At 69.9% G+C, this 17,118-nt stretch carries 12 protein-coding genes; 8 read left to right on the top strand and 4 right to left on the bottom strand.

The annotated features are described in order from the left end of the window. Positions 1–52 precede the first annotated feature (52 nt). Positions 53–1,360 carry an MFS transporter gene (locus tag OZ671_RS04620; RefSeq protein WP_268859639.1) on the bottom strand — a complete coding sequence of 436 codons (1,308 nt, stop codon included), beginning with the start codon at positions 1,358–1,360 and terminating at the stop codon, positions 53–55. 101 nt (positions 1,361–1,461) lie between these two features. Then, positions 1,462–2,268 (bottom strand): alpha/beta fold hydrolase, encoded by an 807-nt coding sequence (locus tag OZ671_RS04625; protein ID WP_268859640.1) that lies wholly within the window; start codon positions 2,266–2,268, stop codon positions 1,462–1,464. Between the two features lie 253 nt (positions 2,269–2,521). Between OZ671_RS04625 and OZ671_RS04630 the strand changes: the two genes are divergently transcribed. The 6 genes from OZ671_RS04630 (at position 2,522) to OZ671_RS04655 (ending at position 11,644) form a co-directional block, all read left to right on the top strand. Continuing rightward, positions 2,522–5,218, top strand: a complete 2,697-nt coding sequence (locus tag OZ671_RS04630) for a LuxR C-terminal-related transcriptional regulator (protein ID WP_268859641.1) — start codon at positions 2,522–2,524, stop codon at positions 5,216–5,218. 161 nt (positions 5,219–5,379) lie between these two features. Beyond that, a complete protein-coding gene (locus OZ671_RS04635) occupies positions 5,380–6,444 on the top strand; it encodes a phosphotransferase (protein WP_268859642.1) in 1,065 nt (354 codons plus the stop codon). Further along, complete coding sequence (locus OZ671_RS04640) at positions 6,441–7,775, top strand: aspartate aminotransferase family protein (protein ID WP_268859643.1); 1,335 nt, start codon at positions 6,441–6,443, stop codon at positions 7,773–7,775. Before OZ671_RS04635 ends, OZ671_RS04640 begins: the two co-directional genes overlap by 4 nt. Before the next feature lie 14 nt (positions 7,776–7,789). Then, complete coding sequence (locus tag OZ671_RS04645) at positions 7,790–9,184, top strand: amidohydrolase family protein (RefSeq protein ID WP_268859644.1); 1,395 nt, start codon at positions 7,790–7,792, stop codon at positions 9,182–9,184. 195 nt (positions 9,185–9,379) lie between these two features. Beyond that, entirely contained in the window at positions 9,380–10,378 is a 999-nt protein-coding gene (locus OZ671_RS04650; protein WP_268859645.1) for a Bug family tripartite tricarboxylate transporter substrate binding protein, read from the top strand. A 48-nt stretch (positions 10,379–10,426) separates the two neighbouring features. Continuing rightward, positions 10,427–11,644 (top strand): winged helix-turn-helix domain-containing protein, encoded by a 1,218-nt coding sequence (locus OZ671_RS04655; protein ID WP_268859646.1) that lies wholly within the window; start codon positions 10,427–10,429, stop codon positions 11,642–11,644. A gap of 214 nt (positions 11,645–11,858) precedes the next feature. Here OZ671_RS04655 and OZ671_RS04660 read toward each other — a convergent pair whose 3' ends face one another. Both OZ671_RS04660 and araD read right to left on the bottom strand, forming a co-directional pair. Further along, positions 11,859–12,575, bottom strand: a complete 717-nt coding sequence (locus tag OZ671_RS04660; protein ID WP_268859647.1) for a ribonuclease activity regulator RraA — start codon at positions 12,573–12,575, stop codon at positions 11,859–11,861. A 9-nt stretch (positions 12,576–12,584) separates the two neighbouring features. After that, on the bottom strand, positions 12,585–14,318 hold the full coding sequence (araD, locus tag OZ671_RS04665; protein ID WP_268859648.1) for an L-arabinonate dehydratase: 1,734 nt from the start codon (positions 14,316–14,318) through the stop codon (positions 12,585–12,587). Positions 14,319–14,531: 213 nt separating this feature from the next. Here araD and OZ671_RS04670 point away from each other — a divergent pair, with 213 nt between their 5' ends. Further along, the gene (locus OZ671_RS04670) at positions 14,532–15,254 is read left to right on the top strand and encodes a GntR family transcriptional regulator (RefSeq protein ID WP_268859649.1); all 723 of its coding nucleotides are present in this window, start codon (positions 14,532–14,534) and stop codon (positions 15,252–15,254) included. Positions 15,255–15,535: 281 nt separating this feature from the next. Continuing rightward, a complete protein-coding gene (locus OZ671_RS04675) occupies positions 15,536–17,107 on the top strand; it encodes a TerC family protein (RefSeq protein ID WP_268859650.1) in 1,572 nt (523 codons plus the stop codon). Positions 17,108–17,118: the final 11 nt, after the last annotated feature.

A 17,118-nucleotide genomic window follows, 5' to 3' on the forward strand; every position in this document is an offset into this window, starting at 1 on the left:
GGTCTCCGTTGGGGCGGAACAGGATTGCTGGGCGCGCGGACGCGCCGATGGCTCAGTCGACGAGCGCCGGCCGGGCCGGCGGGGCGCTGGCTTCGGCGGGTCTTGCCGCTTCGGCCTGGAACCTGGCGATGGTCGCTGCCGGGTGGATCAGGGCCCAGGCGGCGAGCGCCGAGACCGCCTGCAGCAGGCCGAGCACGAGGAAGCCGAGGGCGTAGCCTTCGGCCGGGGTCGCGCCGCGCTCGACGACGAGCCCCATCAGGTAGGGCGCGAACGAGCCGGCCGCCGAGTTGGCGATGGTCGAGAACAGGCCGAGCATGGCGCCGCGCTGGGCGACCGGGGTGACCTCGGCGATGACCGCGGGGCTCAGCGTCCAGACCAGGGTCGGCAAGCCGAAGCCGATGGCGAGCAGCGTCAATTGCAGCGCGCCGGCCGGCAGGAAGGTCATGGCAGCGGTCGCCGCGCCGCCGGCCAGCAGGCAGAGGCAGAGAAGCCCGGCGCGGGCATGGCGGCTCGGCACGCCCGCCAGCACCAGGCGCTGGGACAGGTAGCCGCCCGCCAGGACCAGCGCGATGCTGGCGATCCAGGGCAGGGTGGTCAGCCAGCCCGTCTGGGTGGTGGAATAGCCGAGGCCCCGGGTCAGATAGGGCGGCAGCCAGGCCAGCATGATGGTGATGCCGCAGGCGACCGAGAAGCCGGCCAGCGTATTGCCGATGAAGGTGCGGTCGGCGAGCAGCACGCGATAGCTGATCGGCTTCAGATTGCCGGCGCCCGGGCTCGGCGTTGCGACCTTGCCCTCGCTGCCGAAGATCAGCCAGAGCACGACCCAGGCGGCCGTGATGGTGCCGAGCAGGCCGAAACCGAAACGCCAGCCGTGGGCGACGATGAAATAGGCGACGATCGGCGCGGCGAGGACGATGCCGAAGGCCGCGCCTTCCGAGACGATGCTGGTCGGCACGGCGCGCCGGTCGTCGTCGAACCACTTGAACACCGCGTGCAGCACCACGGCGAAGGCGGGGCCTTCGCCAAGCCCGAGCAGGACGCGCGCCGCGACGATCTCATTGAGGCTGGTCGCCCAGAGCATGGGAAATTGCGAGGCGGCCCAGATCGCGGCGAGGCCCGCCAGCACCCATTTGGTCGGGCAGCGGTTGACGAGGAAGCCGCCGGCGATGCCGGCGACCGGATAGACCCAGTACATGGCGCTGGCGGCGAGGCCGAACTGGCTCGGCGTCAGGCCGAGATCGCGCATCAGCGGCACCGCCGCAAAGCCCAGCACCGCCCGGTCGGCGAATGCCAGGATCATGAACAGCGTCAGCATGAGCACGATGAACCACGGCTCGATGCGTTCACGCGTCGTCGACATGTCTCCCTCCCGTCGCAGAGACGTCCCGTATTCTGGAATGCGGCTCTTGATCGGGCGCCGTCGTCGGCGCCGGCCGCTTGCTTCGACCGCTTGCCGGCCGGTCAGGCCGCGTCGAGGAAGGCGATGACGCGCTCGGCGGCGGCCGGCGTATCCTCGAACAGGAGATGGCCGGTCGCCGGCACGATCTCGATGCGCGCATCGGGCAGCAGCGACCGCCAGTGCTCGGCATGGGCCGCCGGCCGGACGCGGTCCTGGTCGCCCCAGAGCAGCAGGGTCGGCACGTTCACCCGGTGCAGCCACGGGGCGAGCTTGGGATTGCCGGAGGCGCGCTCCCAGATCAGCCGGGCGACCGCGGTGGTCTCGCGGTAGCGCAGGGTGAGGAATTCCAGATCGTGGCCTTCGGGCAGGAACGGGGCAAGCGCGGCCGGGTTGGTGGCGAGATAGCTCGGCAGCTCGGCCGGCGGGATGGTGAAGAGGTCGGTGGCGGGCGGGTCCTTGACCACCAGGCCGGCGGGGGCGACCAGCACCAGCTTGCCGATGCGGTGATGGTGCTGGACGGCGAATTCGGCCGCCATCCAGCCGCCGAACGAGAAGCCGACGAGATCGAACCGATCGAGCCCGAGCGCCTCGAACAGGTCGAGATAGTGCAGGACATAGTCCTGCATGGAATCGATGCGGTCGTCATCGGCGGATTCGCCGAAGCCGGGGTGATAGGCGATGATGACCCGGCGGGTCTCGGCCCAGCGGCGGGCGAAGGCGAAGCCCGGGAAGGTGCCCGAGCCGTGCAGGAAGACCAGCGGCCGGCCCTGGCCTGCGGCATAGACCACGGTCTTGACGCCGTTGATCACATGTTCCTGCCGGTCGAAGCCGTCGAGCGTCTCGCGGGTGCGTTCGAGGACGGATGCCATCTCAAGTTCTCCCCAGGGGCCGCAGCCGCAAGCCGGCCGCTTCTTGCTGTTGGGCGAAGTGTGGGGAGGACCGGCGATCGCCGTCACCTATCGAAAGATAGTGACCGGCACGGCGGCCGCGCGGCCGTGCCGAGCCGGCCGCGCGGATGGTTGATTCCTCCGCCCGGGCTGGCACTATGACGGCCTGATCGGCGCCAAGCCGACGGCCGCGCCGACAGGTGGCGCCCCCCGAGGATCGCCCCCGCTTCCCGAGATGACCGATCTCATCGCAGAGGACCTTTTCGTTCAGGATGGCGCGTCCGCCGGGATGATGAACCGGCAGGTCGTCACCGCGCATTGGCCGCCGGCGCGCGGCGACAGGGCGCTGGTGCCGCGGCCACGGCTTCTCGCCCTGCTCGATGCGGCCCGCGGCGCGCGCCTGATCCTGGTGCGGGCGCCGGCCGGCTACGGCAAGACCGCGCTGGCGGGCCAATGGCGCGACCAGCTCATGGCCGAGCGCCGCCATGTGGTGACGATCGCGATCACCGGCGACGGGGCGGTGGTGACCGACAGCGCCCGCAGGCCGGCGGTCGTCCGGCTCGACGACCACGCCCAGGTGGTCAGGATCGTGGCCGAGCGTCAGCGTCAGCGCAGCGAGAGCGTCCTGATCATCGACGACTGGCATCTGATGGCCGCCGGCGGCGCTGACGCGCTGATGGCGGGCATCGTCGCCGGACGGGATTCGAAGCTGACCGTCATGGTCGCCACGCGGCAGGCGCCGCGCACCGCCCTGGCCCGTGCCCGGGCGCTCGGCGACGTGGTGGACATCGACGTCCACGCCTTGCGTTTCACCCGCGAGGAGGCCGCCGCCCTGCTCGGCATCGATGCCGACAGGGCGGCCGACGGTGCCGTTCTCGGCGAGGCGATGCAGGCGAGCGAAGGCTGGCCTTTCGCGCTGCGGCTGGAGGCTGGCCGGCGTTCGGCCGGCCGGCGCGAGCGCCCGTCCCGTGTTGCGGCGGAGAACGGCCTGATCCAGGCCTTCTTCCAGGAAGAGGTGTTCGCCGCGCTGCCCGCCGATCTCGCCGCCTTCCTGGTCTCGACCGCGCTGATCGAGCGGCTCGACGCCGATCTCTGCGACACGGTGCTGGAGACCTCGGGCAGCGGCGATCGGCTCGAGGCGCTGGAACAGGCGGGGCTCTTCGTCGAGACGGTCGACGACCAGCGGGGCGGCTATCGCCATCACCCCCTGTTCGCCCGGTTCCTGCGGGCGCAGCTGCGGCGCCGACCGCCGGCCGAAGTGCAGCGGCTGGCGATCCGGGCCGCCGACTGGCTGGAGCTGAAGGGCTGGTTCGCCGATGCCGCCGGCCAGGCGATCGAGGCGGGCGCGTTCGAGCGCGCCGCCGACATCCTCGATACCCATTGCTTCACCGCCTATTGCAACGGCGTCGGCCACGGTTTCGCGGCGCTCATGCTGCGCCTGCCGCGCAGGGTGCTCGGGCGGCGCCCGAAACTGCTGCTCTATGCGGCCCAGGCGGCCTCGGTCAGCCGCGAGCTCCGCCTCGCGGAAGATCTGCTCGGACTGGTCGATGCGCATCGCCGCCCCGCCGAGGGCCGGCTGCCCGACGGCGCCGAGCTCGATCACCTCGTCCTGCATCGCCGGATGCTGATGGCCCAGGCGGAGGACGACCAGCCGAGCGCCGAGCGCAAATGCCAGGCACTGGTGCCCAATTGCGGCAGCCTCGACCCCTATACGCGGGGCACGATCTACGGCTCGCTGCTGCTCGCCCGGCGCGAGCAGTTCAAGCTGAGCGATGCCGTCGAGCTGGAAAATGCCGGCATTCGCGAGTTCAACCGCTGCAACAGTCCCTATGGCCTGGTCTGGCACCTGTCGGTGGTCGGGCCGACCCGCTTCCTGACCGGCGACGTTGCCGGCGCGGTGCGCCGGCTCGATCAGGCCGTGGCGCTGGCGACGACCTTCGAGGACCAGGACTGGCTCGCCGAGCTGCCCGGGCCGCTGCTCGCCGAGGTGCTGTACGAGCGCGACGAGCTCGACCGCAGCCGCGAACTGGTCGACCGGCATTTCCCGTCCACGAATCGCGGCTTCGTCGATCAGTATGTTGCCGGCTATATGACAGCGGCGCGGTTTCATGCCCTGAACGGCGACATGGCGGCGGCCGAGCGCCGGCTGGCCGACGGGCTGGCAGTTGCGGAACAGCGCAATCTCGACCGGCTGCGGCAGAACCTGGTGACCGAGCGCATCCGGCTGCTGCTGCGCTTCGGCGAACGCGAGGAGGCGCTGAGGCTCGGCCAGGAGGAAGGGCTCATCGGTTCGCCGGACGGCCTGAAGCCGCGTCTCGACGCCGCCTCGCGGGACGAGGCCCGGGCCTTCGGCTGGATGAGGCTGGCGATCGCCCGCGGTGCCAGCGTCGACGCCGCCACGCTCGGCCAGCGCTGGCTTCGCTTCGCCGTCCATGCGGGCGCGGTGCGCTCGGCGATCCGCTGGGAGATCCTGCTGACGCGGGCGCATCTGGCCGGCGAGGACGAGCGCCAGGCGCGGCGCGTCCTCCGCTCGGCGGTCGCACGGGCCGCTCCGGGCGGCTTCGTGCGCAGCTTCCTCGACGAGGGCGACGAGGTCATGGGCCTGCTGAAGAGCCAGTTCGAGGCTTCACCGATCTGCGAAACGCCGGCCGACCGTTTCCTGGCGCGCCTCGTGGCGACGCGCGCCGACATGCCCGAGCGCAGGTCGGGCACGGGGGCCGTGCCGGCGGGCGGCGAGGGCGCGTTGACCCCGCGCCAGGTGGACATTCTCCAGATGGCCGGCGCCGGCATGCGCAACAGCGAGATCGCCGAACGCGTCGGCATGACCGAGGGTTCGGTCAAATGGTATCTGCAGCAGATCTACGATCGGATCGGCGTGCGCCGCCGCTCCGGTGCGATCCAGCGGGCGCGCGAGCTCGGCCTGATCTCCTGACGGCGTCGCGACCGGCGGCGGCGATCGAAGCCGCCGCAGGCGCATCGGAAAGTCCAGGCCGCCGTCTGCATGGCAGCGGGGCGACATGACCGGTCGATGACGGGGCGGCATCTCGCCTATAAGGAGCGCGTTGCCAAAGGGCCGGAGGAGACCGCGGGCGGATGCAGGGAGCTGAACATCTGGGCGAACTGCTCGACGAGGCGCCGCCGGCGGTGTCGCTCGACGAGGCGGTGGCGCTGGCACGGGACCATTTCGGGCTCGTCGCCACGGCCCGGCCGCTGACCGGCGAGCGCGATCACAACTTCCAGCTCACCGACGCGGCGGGCGCCGTCTACGTGCTGAAGGTCGTGCATCCGGCCGAGCCGCCGGCGGTGACCGATTTCCAGAGCAGGGCGCTGATGCATGTCGCGGCAGCGGATCCCGAGCTTGCGACGCCGCGCGTCGTGCCGCCGCGCGGGGCCGGGGGCGGCGACGTCGTCTGGCGGGTGCAGGGGCGGTCCGACCGGCGCGTGCGCTGCCTGACCTATCTTGCCGGGCGGCCGCTGCACCTGACCGAGCGCAGCCCGGCCCAGCGCCGGCGGCTCGGCGCCTTCCTGGCCCGCCTCGACCGGGCGCTGGCAGGCTTCCGGCATCCGGCCGAGGACCATGACCTGCTGTGGGACCTGAAGAAGGCGGCGCGGGTGCGCGGCCTGCTGGCCGAGATCGCCGATGCCGAACGGCGGGGATTGCCGGAGCGGGCGCTCGACCGCTTCGCGCGCCACGTCCTTCCGGTCCTGCCGAGCCTCCGGGTGCAGGTCGTGCACAACGACTTCAACCCGCACAATGTGCTCGCCTCGGCCGAGGCCGACGACGAGATCGCCGGCGTCATCGATTTCGGCGACATGGTGCGGGCACCGCTGATCCAGGATCTTGCGACCGCCGCCGCCTACCAGGTGACGGGGGACGGCCATCCGCTGCAGGGCGTCGCGGAGATGGCCCAGGCGTTCCATCAGGTCCTGCCGCTTGCCGACGAGGAGATCGCGGTACTGCCCGAACTCGTCGCGACGCGGCTTGCGCTGACGATTGCGATCAGTTCCTGGCGCGCCGCCCGCCATCCCGACAACGCTCCCTACATCCTGCGCAATCAGGCCGCGGCCTGGACCGGTCTTGGCCGGCTCGATGCGCTCGACCGCGACGCCGCCGTCACCTTCCTCCGCGAGGCCATCGCCAAGGACACGCTGCCATGACCATGATCAATGCCTATGACCGGGCCGGGGCTGCCGGCATTGCCGACCGGGAGCGGCAGCTGATCGCCCGGCGCGAGCGCCTGCTCGGCCCCGCCTATCGGCTGTTCTATGCCAATCCCGTGCATTTCGTGCGCGGCGAGGGAGTCTGGCTCTACGATCCCGACGGCAAGGCCTATCTCGACGTCTACAACAACGTCGCCTCCGTCGGTCACTGCCATCCGCATGTCGTGGCGGCGCTGGCGCGCCAGTCGGCGGTGCTCAACACCCATACCCGCTACATCACCGACGGCATTCTCGACTATGCGGAGCGGCTGCTGGCGACCTTTCCGGCCGAGCTCGGCCACGTCATGTTCACCTGCACGGGCAGCGAGGCCAACGACCTGGCCTATCGCGCCGCCCGCACCTCCACCGGCGGCACGGGGTTCATCGTCACGGAGCTCGCCTATCACGGCGTGACGGTGGCGATTTCGGAACTGTCGCCCTCGCTCGGGGCGGGCATCACGCTCGGCCCGCATGTCCGCACCGTGCCGGCGCCCGATCTCTATCGGTCCGGCGGCGCCGACGTGGCCGAAACTTTCGCGCGCAACGTGAAGGCGGCGATCGCCGACATGCAGGCTCGGGGCATCAAGCCGGCGGCGCTGCTGGTCGATACGATCTTTTCGTCCGACGGCGTCTTTTCCGATCCGGCGGGGTTCCTGCAGCCGGCGGTCGCGGCGATCCGCGAGGCCGGCGGCCTGTTCATCGCCGACGAGGTGCAGCCGGGCTTCGGCCGCACCGGCGCGGGGCTGTGGGGGTTCGGCCGGCATGGCCTCGTCCCCGACATGGTCACCATGGGCAAGCCGATGGGCAATGGCCACCCGGTCGCCGCCATGGTGGCGAAGCCGGAGATCCTCCAGACCTTCGGCGAGAAGACGCGCTATTTCAACACGTTCGGCGGCAATCCCGTGTCCTGCGCGGTCGGCATGGCCGTGCTCGACGTGATCGAGGGCGAAGGCCTCGTCGCCAATGCCGCCACGGTCGGCGCGCATCTGATGGCAGGCCTCAAGGAGCTTGCCGGCCGCCATGCCCTGATCGGCGATGTCAGGGGCGCCGGCCTGTTCGTCGGCGCGGAGCTCGTCACCGACCGCGATACGAAGGCGCCGGCCACGGCGGAGACGGCCGCGCTCGTCAACGGCCTGCGCGAAAAGCGGGTGCTGATCAGCGCCGCCGGCCCCGCCGCCAACGTGCTGAAGATCCGCCCGCCGCTGGTCTTCTCGCGCGACAATGCCGACCTGTTCCTGACCGCGGTCGACGAGGTCCTGGCCGGCATGGCCAAGACCCGGCGGCTTTGAGGGGAGCATCCCGCATGGGGTTGCTGATATCCGATACGGTCGTCGTCACCTGTGACGAAAAACGGCGTGTCCTGGAGCATCACGCGATCGCGGTGGACGGCGGCCGGATCGTTGCGCTCGGGCCGACACATGAGCTCGAAGCGCTCTATCCGGCGTTCGAGCGCTTCGACGGCCGGCGGCTTGCCGTGCTGCCGGGACTGATCAACGCCCATACCCACACCGTCCTGATGGCGCTGCGCGGCACCGTCGAGGATTGGGCGGGCGATGCGATCTATCGCTACATGACGCCGGTCTCCTACGTGATGACCGCCGAGGAACGCCAGATCGTCGCGACGCTCGGTTGCCTCGAGGCGATCCGCAGCGGCACCACGACGCTGGTGGATCCGTTCCGTCATGTCGCGACCTATGCCGGCGCCATGGCGGCGACCGGCCTCAGGCTGTGGCTGTCGGAATCCTGCGCCGACATCGACACGCGCCGCATCCGCCATGGCGACTATGCCGTGGACGAGGCCTTCGGCGCCGCGTTCATCGAGCGGGCGAGCGCGCTCATCGAAACCATGCACGGCAGCCACGGCGACCGGGTGCGCTGCCAGGTGGCGGCCCATGCGCCGGACAATTGCTCGCCGGCCATGCTGGCCAAGCTCAACGCGCTGGCCGCCCGCCATGGCCTGACCCGGACGATCCATTTGTCGCAAAGCCCCGGGGAGGTCGCGGCGGTCAAGGCCCTTCACGGGCTGACCTCCGCCGCCTATCTCGACCGGGAGGGCTTCCTCGGTCCCGACCTCGTCGCGGCGCATTGGACCTTCTGCACGGAAAGGGACATCGCCTTGCTCGCGGAGCGCGGCGTGCAGATGGCCCACACGCCGGCGAGCATTTCCCGGCGCGGCGCACACAAGGCGCTGATCGGCCCGATCCGGGATGCCGGCGTGCGCATAGCCTTCGGCACGGACAATATGAGCGAGGACATGTTCCAGGCCATGGCCTTCGGCTCGATCATCCACCGCACCGGCCGCGGCCGGACGGAGGAGGGCGGTGTTTCACCGTCGCCGGACGAGGTGCTGGACGCGGTCACGCGGGCCGGCGCTCATTCGGTCGGCGCCGGCGCCGAGATCGGCTCGATCGCGATCGGCAAGAAGGCCGACCTCGCCGTCATCGACCTGAATGTCCCGGCGCTCCGGCCGCTGATCCGGCTCGTCTCCAACATCGTGCATTACGGCCATCCCGGCATCGTCCATTCGGTGATGGTCGACGGCGCCTTCGTCATGCGCGACCGCAAGGTGCTGACCATCGACGAGGATGCCCTGGTCGCCGAGGCCGACACGGTCGTCCGGCGTGTCTGGGAGCGCATGCAGGCCGACAATCCCGACATCGCCCGGCCGTCGGGCGAGCTCAATTGGCTCGGCGGCTGAACCGCGAAATCCGTTCCTTCCCCGCCTTCCACGGGCCTGGTCCGCGGGTGCCGCGCGGCCGCACGGCAATGCTGCTCCGCGCGCGCGATTCCTGCCGCTCACGGCCATAGCCGCCCGGCGGAATCCGCGCTAGCATCTGAGCATAGGAGCTTCCATGCAAGGAGGCCCGCAATCAGAGGATATGGGAGGAGCTCCATGAAAAGATTGATCTTTGCGACGCTGGCGGCGTGCCTTCTGGCCGCCGCCGGCCTGGCCGGCGGCGCCGGGGCGCAGACGGCAGCGGCGCCGGCCCAGGCCAACTGGCCGCAGCGTCAGGTGACGGTCATCGTGCCGTTCACGGCCGGCGGCACGACCGACCTGTTCGCGCGCATTTTCGCCCAGGCGATGCAGCAGAAGTTCGGCGTGCCCTTCGTGGTCGAGAACCGGGCGGGTGCGGGCGGCACCGTCGGCGCCGGCCATGCCGCGCGGCAGGCCAATGACGGCTATACGCTGTTCGTCGGCACGGCCAGCACCCATGCCATCGCGCCCTATGTCTACAAGTCGCTGCCCTACGATCCGGGCAAGGACTTCCAGACCGTCAGCCTGTTCGCGACGCTGCCGAACCTGCTGGTGATCAATCCACGCATTCCGGCACGCACGCTGCCCGAGCTGATCACCTATGTGCGGGCCAATTCCGGCAAGCTGAACTACGGCTCCTCCGGCATCGGCGCCTCCAACCATATCCCGGCTGAGATCTTCCAGAACATGACCGGGGCGAAGATGACGCATATCCCGTTCCGCAGCTCGAACGAGATCATGAACGCGCTGGCCGGCGGCCATCTCGACCTTGCCTTCGACAACATGACACTGGCCTGGCCGCAGGCGCAGGGCGGCACCGTCCGCGCCATCGCCGTCACCAGCCGCGAGCGCAGCCCGACGGCGCCCGACGTGCCGGCCATCGCCGAGACCCTGCCAGGCTTCGACGTCGCAACCTGGCACGGCCTGTTCGCACCCGCCGGCACGCCGCGGCCGGTCGTCGATCTGATCTCGGCCGAAGTGAAGCGCATCTATTCGCAGCCCGACGTGATCGCCAAGCTGAAGGAGATCGGAGCCGTGGCGGCGCCGAACTCGCCCGACGAATTCGCGGCCTTCAGCGCCGCCGAGCGCGACCGCTATCGTGACATCGTCAAGTCCGCGGGCATCGAGCCGCAATAGGGCCGACCGAGGTTTGGATGGCGCGGCAACGGTTCTATCATGGGTGGCATGATCCCGATTCCGCGCCGTTCAGACAGTCTTTCGCTCAAGCAGGCCCGGCGCATCGTGCTCGCCGCCCAGGGGTTCGGCGGCGAGCGTGGCGAACAGCCGGCCCGCCGGCGCGACCTCAAGGCCATGGTCGAGCGGCTCGGCGTCGTGCAGATCGATTCCGTCAATGTCGTCGCCCGCGCCCACACCTTGCCGGGCTTTTCCCGGCTCGGTCGCTACGACACCGACGATCTCGACCAGCTCGCCTATGGCGGGCGCAAGCGCAGCCTGTTCGAATATTGGGGGCATGAGGCTTCCTACATGCCGGTGGAGCTGCAGCCGGTGCTGCGCTGGCGCATGGCGCGCGCCGCGCGCGGCGAAGGCATCTATTCCGGGCTCGCCAAGTTCGGCCGGGAACGCGGCGAACTGATCGGCGAGGTGCGGCGCGAGATCGCCGATCGCGGCCCGCTGGCGGCGAGCGAGCTTTCGCACGACCATCGCGGCGAGGGCGGCTGGTGGGGCTGGTCCGACGGCAAGCGCGCCATCGAGTGGCTGTTCTGGGCCGGGGAGGTCACGACACGGACTCGCCGGGGCGCCTTCGAAAGGGTCTACGACCTGACCGAGCGCGTGCTGCCGCACCACGTCGTCGCAGCGCCGACGCCCGACGAGGCCGAAGCGCACCGGCACCTGGTCGGCATCGCCGCGCGCGCGATGGGCGTCGCTACCGAGCGCTGCCTGCGCGACTATTTCCGGCTGGAGGTGGCCGATGCCCGCGCGGCGGTAGCAAGCCTCGTCGACAGCGGCGAGCTGCAGCCGGTGACGGTCGAGGGCTGGTCGAAGCCCGGCTATCTCGCCCGCGGCGCGCGCATCCCGCGGCGCATCGAAGCGCGCGCTCTGCTGGCCCCGTTCGATCCGCTCGTCTGGCAGCGCGAGCGCACCGAGGCGCTGTTCGGCGCCCGGATCCGGCTGGAAATCTACGTGCCGGAGCACAAGCGCACCCATGGCTATTACGTGCTGCCCTTCCTGCTCGGCGACACGATCGTCGGCCGCGCCGATCTCAAGGCCGACCGCGCCCGCTCGGCCCTGGTCGTGCAGGCGGCGCATGCCGAGGCAGGCGTCGCGCCGGATACCGTGATCGAGCCCTTGATGGCGGAGCTGAAGCTGATGGCGACCTGGCTCGGCCTGGAGCAGGTCGAGATCAAGGGCCGCGGCGACCTGGCGGCAGCGCTACGGAGATAGGATGCGCCAGGCGCGGCCGCGCTCACCATGACGAATGGTGGGACTTGCGGACTGCCTGCTCACGCGGCGCCATGGACTGCGTCCCGATGACACAGTCAGACATGCAATACTCAACAAGCCTCGGCCTGAGGTGCCCGCGCCTTGGAGCCGCCCCCGAAGCGCGGCCGACTTCCGGGGAGGCGTATCAAAGAGCCTGCGCGCGTCGCAGCCTCCCTCAGCGCCCCTTCGCCTTGCGCCAGGCGGCGAAATCGACCTTCGACTGTTCGTCCGTCGGCGGGTAGAGGCCGAGGATCGAGCGGCCCTCCAGCACCTTCTCGGTGACGAAATCCTCGAAGGCGGTCATTTCCACTGCCTCGTCGGCGATCTCATCGGCGATTTCGGCGGGGATGATCACCACGCCCTCGCCGTCGCCGACGACGACGTCGCCGGGAAAGACCGGGGCGTCGCCGCAGCCGATCGGCACGTTGATGTCGAGGGCCTGGTGGCGGGTGAGGTTGGTCGGGGCCGAGGGCCTGTTGTGATAGGCGGGAATGGCGAGCCCGGCGATCTCGGGACTGTCGCGGAAGCCGCCGTCGGTGACGATGCCGGCAACCCCGCGCTTCATCAGGCGCGACACCAGGATGCCGCCGGCCGAGGCCGCGCGGGCATCCTTGCGGCTGTCGATGACCATGACCGCGCCCGGAGGGCATTCCTCAACCGCCTTGCGCTGGGGATGGCCGCGGTCGAGGAAGACGCTCAAGGGGTTGAGGTCCTCGCGCGCGGGAATGTAGCGCAGCGTATAGGCTTCGCCGACCATGGTGCCGAGCGCGGGATTGAGCGGGCGGACGTCCTGGATGAACTGGTTGCGCAGGCCGCGCTTGTAGAGCGCGGTGCAGATGGTGGCGGTGGAGACGCCCTTCAGCTTCGCCCGCGTCGTTTCGGCAAGAGCCATGGCCGGTCCTCAATAGATCGCCGGCTCGCCGACCGGCGCGCCGAACTGGGTTTCCAGGAAGTCGAAGTCGCAGCCGTCATGGGCCTGGCGGATGTGGCGGGTGAACATCCAGCCGTAGCCGCGCTCGTAGCGCCTGGGCGGTGCGACCCAGGCCGCGCGGCGGCGGGCGAGCTCGTCCTCGGCGACGTCGAGCGTGATGCTGCGCGCGGCGACGTCGAGCGAGATCATGTCGCCGGTCCGGACGAGCGCCAGCGGGCCGCCGATATAGGCTTCCGGCGAGACGTGCAGGATGCAGGCGCCGTAGCTGGTGCCGGACATGCGCGCATCGGAAATCCGGACCATGTCGCGGACACCCTGCTTCACCAGCTTTCTGGGGATCGGAAGCATGCCCCATTCCGGCATGCCCGGACCGCCGTGCGGGCCGGCATTGCGCAGCACCAGCACATGGTCCTCGGTCACCTCGAGGTCGTCGCGGTCGATATTGGCCTTCATCGACGGGTAGTCGTCGAAGACGAGGGCGGGGCCGGTATGCCTGAGGAAGCGCTGGGCGCAGGCGCTCGGCTTGATCACGCAGCCGTCGGGCGCGAGGTTGCCGCGCAGCACGGCCAGCGCGCCCTCGGCATAGATCGGATTGTCGATCGTCCGGATGACGTCGTCATTATAGACCTCGGCGCCCTCGAGCGCCGCGGCGAGCGTCTGCCCCGTCACGGTCACGGCGTCGAGGTGAAGGTGGTCCTTCAGCCGGCTCATCAGGCCGCGCAGGCCGCCGGCATAAAAGAAGTCCTCCATCAGATAGGTTTCGCCGCTCGGCCGCACATTGGCGATGACCGGCACGGTCCGGCTCATCCGGTCGAAATCGTCGAGGCTGATGTCGACGCCGGCACGCCGGGCCATGGCGATGACGTGGATGATCGCATTGGTCGAGCAGCCCATCGCCATGGCGACCGCAATGCCGTTCTCGTAGGCCTTGCGGGTCTGGACCTTCGGCGGCGTCAGGTCCTCCCAGACCATGTCGACGATGCGCCGGCCCGACTGCGTGCACATGCGGATATGGTTGGCGTCGGCGGCGGGGATCGCCGACGCGCCGGGCAGGGTCATGCCGATCGCCTCGGCGATCGCGGTCATGGTCGAGGCCGTGCCCATGGTCATGCACACGCCGTAGGAGCGGGCGATGCCGCCTTCGACCTCGGTCCATTCGGCGTCGCTGATCTTGCCGGCGCGGCGCTCGTCCCAGTATTTCCAGGCATCCGAGCCCGATCCCAGCACCTTGCCCTTCCAGTTGCCGCGCAGCATCGGGCCTGCCGGCACATAGATGGTTGGCAGGCCGGCGCTGGTCGCCCCCATGAGCAGGGCCGGGGTGGTCTTGTCGCAGCCGCCCATCAGCACCACGCCGTCGACCGAATGCGAGCGGATCAGCTCCTCGGCGTCCATGGCGAGCAGGTTGCGGTAGAGCATGGTGCTCGGCTTGACGTTGCTCTCGGAGAGCGACAGCGCCGGCAGCTCGATCGGAAAGCCGCCGGCCTGCAGCACGCCGCGTTTGACGTCCTCGACCCGCGTCTTGAAATGGGCATGGCAGGGCTGGGCGTCGGACCAGGTGTTGAGGATGGCGATCATCGGCTTGCCGGCCCAGTCCTCCGGATCGTAGCCCATCTGCATCCAGCGCGAGCGATGCCCGAAGCTGCGCAGGTCGTCGGCGGCGAACCAGCGGGCGCTGCGCAGGTCCGAAGGCGATTTGCGGGTCATGGACGCGTCTCTCCCGGAGGCTCGGTCTGGCTCGGGCGGTTTGGCGACAAGGCCGGCGCCGGCTTGGCCCCGCCTCGGACCTGGACCGATCCAAACGGGCAGGGGACCATGGCGAGCGAGTGTCGCGGAAAAGCACCGCCTCCTTTGCAGGGTTCGACAGAAACACTAATGCATTAGCGTGTCAACGACAGGCGATCGTGCTATGGGAGCGCCATGACGATCCTGGACGCGACGACCAGCGTGACGGAGCCCGGACGCGGCGCGCCCGGGCGGGTCGACCACTCCCGGCACGCCGCCGCGCGCGTCTTCGAGGCCTTGCGCGGCGAGATCGTCGGGCTTGTCCTGTTGCCCGGCGCTGCCTTGCCGCGGGCCGAACTGCAGGCGCGCTTCGCCGTGTCCTCCACGCCTCTTCGCGATGCCCTGCTGCGGCTGAGGGCCGAAGGCCTCGTCGACATCTTCCCGCAGCATGCGACGCGCGTCAGCCTGATCGACCTCGACGCGGCGCGCCAGGCCCATTTCCTGCGCCGCTCGATCGAGATCGAGATCGCCAGGGTGCTGGCGGAGGCGCCGCCCGCCGGGCTTGCGCAACGGTTGCGCGCAATCGCCGAGCAGCAGGATTGGCTGGTCGGCCGGGGCGAGCTCGATCCGTTCGCGGCGCTTGATCTCGCCTTCCACGAACTGCTCTACGAGGCGGCCGGCGTCGCGCATCTGTGGCAGCTGGTGCGGCGCGAGAGCGGCCAGATCGACCGGCTGCGCCGCCTGCACCTGCCGCTCGGCGGCAAGGCGCAGCAGGTCGTCGCCGACCATTTCTCCATCGCCGCGGCCATCGGGGCGGGCGACGCGGCGGCCGCACAGGCCGCGATCCGCGAGCATCTGTCGAAGTCGATCGCCTTCGGGCCGACCATCCGGGCGCGCCATCCGCATTATTTCCGCTGACGGGTGCGGCAATCTGGATCGCGCCGCCATCTTGAGCGGCGCTGGGGGCCTTGGCATCATGCGCGCCTTGCAACGGACAGGCGGGATCGGCCGCGGCGAATGCCGGACAGCGACAGCGAAGACCCATCCAGTCCCCAGCCACGAAGTCGGCTGGCACCGCGTCTCGTGGTGCCAGCGCCTGCTTCCCTGACCCAACCTTCTGACGATTTCACCCCGACGGCGCCGCAGCGCGCCGCCGGTCGCACGGCGTTGTGCCGGCCCGGCCGGACGCCGAAAGGACAATGCTGACCATGGAATGGATCGCCGACCCCAATGCCTGGATCGGTCTCGGCACGCTCGTCGCGCTGGAGATCGTGCTCGGGATCGACAATCTCGTGTTCATTGCCATCCTCGCCGACAAGCTGCCGCCGCATCAGCGCAACCGGGCCCGCCTCATCGGCCTGTCGCTGGCGCTGATCATGCGGCTCGGTCTCCTCGCCTCGATCGCCTGGATCGTCAGCCTCAGGCAGCCGCTCTTTTCGCTCGCCGGCTGGCCGTTTTCCGGCCGCGACATCATCCTGATCCTCGGCGGCGCCTTCCTGCTCGCCAAGGGCACGATGGAGCTGCACCATCGCCTGGAAGGGACGCAGGAGCACCATGGCGGCAAGGTCGCCCATGCGGTGTTCTGGCAGGTCATCGCGCAGATCGTGGTGCTCGACCTCGTCTTCTCGCTCGACAGCGTCATCACGGCGGTCGGCATGGTCGACGACGTGGCGGTCATGATGATCGCCGTCGTGATCGCGGTGGGCGTCATGCTGGCGGCCTCCGGGCCGCTGATGCGTTTCGTCAGCCGGCACCCGACCGTCATCATCCTCTGTCTCGGCTTCCTGATGATGATCGGTTTCAGCCTGGTGGTCGAAGGCTTCGGTTTCCACATTCCGAAGGGCTATCTCTATGCCGCCATCGGCTTCTCCGTGTTGATCGAGGCCGCCAACCAGGTGGCCCGGCGCAACCGCGTGCCGGCCATTTCCGCCATGGATCTGCGCGACCGGACGGCATCGGCCGTCCTGCGCCTGCTGGGCGGCGGCAAGGAGGCGGGGCCGCTCGGCGAGACTGCGGACGTGATCGCGGAGCAGACCGCGGCGGCCGACGTCTTCAAGCCCCAGGAAAAGGCGATGATCCGCGGCGTCCTCGATCTCGCCGAAAGGCCGATCCGCTCGGTCATGTCGCCGCGCCACAAGGTGGAATGGCTCGACCTCGACGATCCGCCGGAACGTCAGAAGGCCGATATTCGCGCGCTCGCCCATTCGCGCGTGGTCCTCGCGCGCCAGCGCATCGACGACTTCGTCGGGGTGGCGCTGGTCAAGGACCTGCTGGACGGGCTGATCGACAACGGCGCCATCGACTGGCAGCGGGTCATGCGCCAGCCGCTCGTGGTGCATGAAAGCGCCAAGGTGCTCTATGTCATGGAGCAGCTGCGCCATGCCCCGATCCAGATGGTGCTGATCGTCGACGAGCACGGCGCCTTCGAGGGCATCGCGACACCGGCCGACATGCTCGAGGCGATCGCGGGCGAGTTTCCCGACGAGGGCGAGGCGGTCGCGCAGGTCGAACGGACCGGGGACGGGGCCTGGCTGGTCGACGGGGCGATCGACATCCGCCGGCTGAGCGACCTCATCGGCACCAATCTCGTCGATCGCCACGACCGCTATGCGACGCTGGCAGGCTACCTGCTCTCGCGCCTCGGCCATCTGCCCGCGATCCACGAGCGCGTGGTCGACAGCGGGCTCGCCTTCGAGGTGGTCGAGCGCGACGACCGCAATATCGGCAAGGTGCGGATCTGGGTGCCGGAGGAGTTTCCCGAGGGTTCGTGACCGCGGCGCGC

It is taken from the genome of Phreatobacter sp. AB_2022a (genome assembly GCF_026847585.1).
GTDB lineage: Bacteria > Pseudomonadota > Alphaproteobacteria > Rhizobiales > Phreatobacteraceae > Phreatobacter.

What these genes read in the sequence shown, in the direction of transcription:
- OZ671_RS04620 (WP_268859639.1), bottom strand. Translation starts at nt 1,360, where the DNA reads ATGTCGACGACGCGTGAACGCATCGAGCCGTGGTTCATCGTGCTCATG.
- OZ671_RS04675 (WP_268859650.1), top strand. Translation starts at nt 15,536, where the DNA reads ATGCTGACCATGGAATGGATCGCCGACCCCAATGCCTGGATCGGTCTC.
- OZ671_RS04660 (WP_268859647.1), bottom strand. Translation starts at nt 12,575, where the DNA reads ATGGCTCTTGCCGAAACGACGCGGGCGAAGCTGAAGGGCGTCTCCACC.
- OZ671_RS04635 (WP_268859642.1), top strand. Translation starts at nt 5,380, where the DNA reads ATGCAGGGAGCTGAACATCTGGGCGAACTGCTCGACGAGGCGCCGCCG.
- OZ671_RS04670 (WP_268859649.1), top strand. Translation starts at nt 14,532, where the DNA reads ATGACGATCCTGGACGCGACGACCAGCGTGACGGAGCCCGGACGCGGC.
- OZ671_RS04645 (WP_268859644.1), top strand. Translation starts at nt 7,790, where the DNA reads ATGGGGTTGCTGATATCCGATACGGTCGTCGTCACCTGTGACGAAAAA.
- OZ671_RS04625 (WP_268859640.1), bottom strand. Translation starts at nt 2,268, where the DNA reads ATGGCATCCGTCCTCGAACGCACCCGCGAGACGCTCGACGGCTTCGAC.
- OZ671_RS04640 (WP_268859643.1), top strand. Translation starts at nt 6,441, where the DNA reads ATGACCATGATCAATGCCTATGACCGGGCCGGGGCTGCCGGCATTGCC.
- OZ671_RS04650 (WP_268859645.1), top strand. Translation starts at nt 9,380, where the DNA reads ATGAAAAGATTGATCTTTGCGACGCTGGCGGCGTGCCTTCTGGCCGCC.
- OZ671_RS04630 (WP_268859641.1), top strand. Translation starts at nt 2,522, where the DNA reads ATGACCGATCTCATCGCAGAGGACCTTTTCGTTCAGGATGGCGCGTCC.
- araD (WP_268859648.1), bottom strand. Translation starts at nt 14,318, where the DNA reads ATGACCCGCAAATCGCCTTCGGACCTGCGCAGCGCCCGCTGGTTCGCC.
- OZ671_RS04655 (WP_268859646.1), top strand. Translation starts at nt 10,427, where the DNA reads ATGATCCCGATTCCGCGCCGTTCAGACAGTCTTTCGCTCAAGCAGGCC.